The organism is Streptomyces sp. NPDC002088 (assembly GCF_040296605.1).
GTDB lineage: Bacteria > Actinomycetota > Actinomycetes > Streptomycetales > Streptomycetaceae > Streptomyces.
This window is the reverse complement of the sequence record NZ_JBEOXO010000113.1, coordinates 1-1,433: the sequence shown is the minus strand read 5'-3', so window position 1 is coordinate 1,433 and position 1,433 is coordinate 1. Positions and strand designations below refer to the sequence as shown.

General features: G+C 29.8%; 1 protein-coding gene. It reads right to left on the bottom strand.

What is annotated here, in order from left to right:
* Positions 1-739: 739 nt before the first annotated feature.
* Positions 740-1,345: a helix-turn-helix domain-containing protein gene (locus ABT114_RS50390; RefSeq protein WP_023349234.1), complete on the bottom strand. Its 606-nt coding sequence runs from the start codon at positions 1,343-1,345 to the stop codon at positions 740-742.
* Positions 1,346-1,433 lie beyond the last annotated feature (88 nt).

Sequence of the window (1,433 nt, the reverse complement as noted above, 5' to 3'; positions counted from 1 at the left end):
CAAGTGGGTACTCACTTGCTCAAAAAAATAAAAACACAAAACCATGTGTTGACGCTTATTTGAATTTTATGTTGATTTTGGAAGTGCCCAAATCCCTATTGTTCTATTACTTTTTAACTAACTTCTTTTCTTTTTTGGATATTTCGGCTTTTACAAAATCTCGTTCATCTAGAGTTTGTTTTACATCCTTGAGCGTTGATTTTTTGAATGTTAAACGATCATTGTAATCCTTAAAGTTAAATCCAAATCCCATAGTAGTCTCTTTCTATTGAGTGGTATAATCTCATTGATTGAAGGTATTTTAATTAGTTCGGGAATCTTATTATAGATAATTTTATAATATTCTTTTTTTATTTTATTTTCAAGACTTATCTTTGTGTTTGAGCTTTTCTATCCTCTGGATTTCTTAATTTTAAATTTTTTGTCAACATTAAAATCTCAATTTATCAATTTATTTTTTAAAATATGAGATAAAAAATTTATCCATTCAACGTTACCACGAGCGAAAGCGAGTTTTATTCAAAACACTCTTTTTAAAGGGTATTGTATTAGGTACTCCTAAACAAAAATGTACGTAACGTTACTTTTTGAGGGTTGTGTACACAAACCCGTTGCTTGCCAGTAACTTTTTCAAGACTGGGCAAGCAACGGGTTTACCATGGTAAAGCCAAAAAAAGCTACAAAAAAATGTGACTTTTTTTTAATCATTATATTGTCTCTCCGCTCGATAACAAAAACTTTATAGATTATTAAAGAAAGAAATGAACCAAGTTATAAAACCAAAAATTGGGAAAATCATCCACCAATAAATTGAAAAAAATTGCCAAAAGTTTTCAAAGCGTTCTTTTTTTTCTTTTAATTTTATGCCCTTAGTAAGAGGGTACTTTTGGTCAAGCATTTCATTTAATTTAACTCCTAAATAATAATTTGCTAGACCTATTAACAATAATAATAAACTTACCCATGCCAGCCAAGAAAGTGTAGTATTATAGCCAGATGCTAATTCATTAATTTCAACACCTAAAATTGACATAACCAAAAGTATAGCTGCTATAACCAATAAAGTAATTGAGACGGTTATAGTTTGTCTATATTTCAGTTGAATAAGCTGTTCTTTAGACATATCCATGATTTCTACCTCTTTTGCTTCTTCCTCAATGCTTTCAAATAGTTCACTTACTGGAACTAAAAGAGCATTAGATATTGAGGCTAAAGTATCTAAACTAACATCCGTTCCATTTTCTATTCTCTGAACCGTTCTAACAGTTATATTTGCTTTTTCAGCCAGTACTTCTTGCGTCCAACCTCTTTTTTTTCTTAACTCAGCAACTCTATATTTATTCATGAATATATAATAAACTATTTTTTTAAACATGTACACGACAGATAGACGACAAAAGAACGACAATCTACCGACACAAAGGTAAAACAAC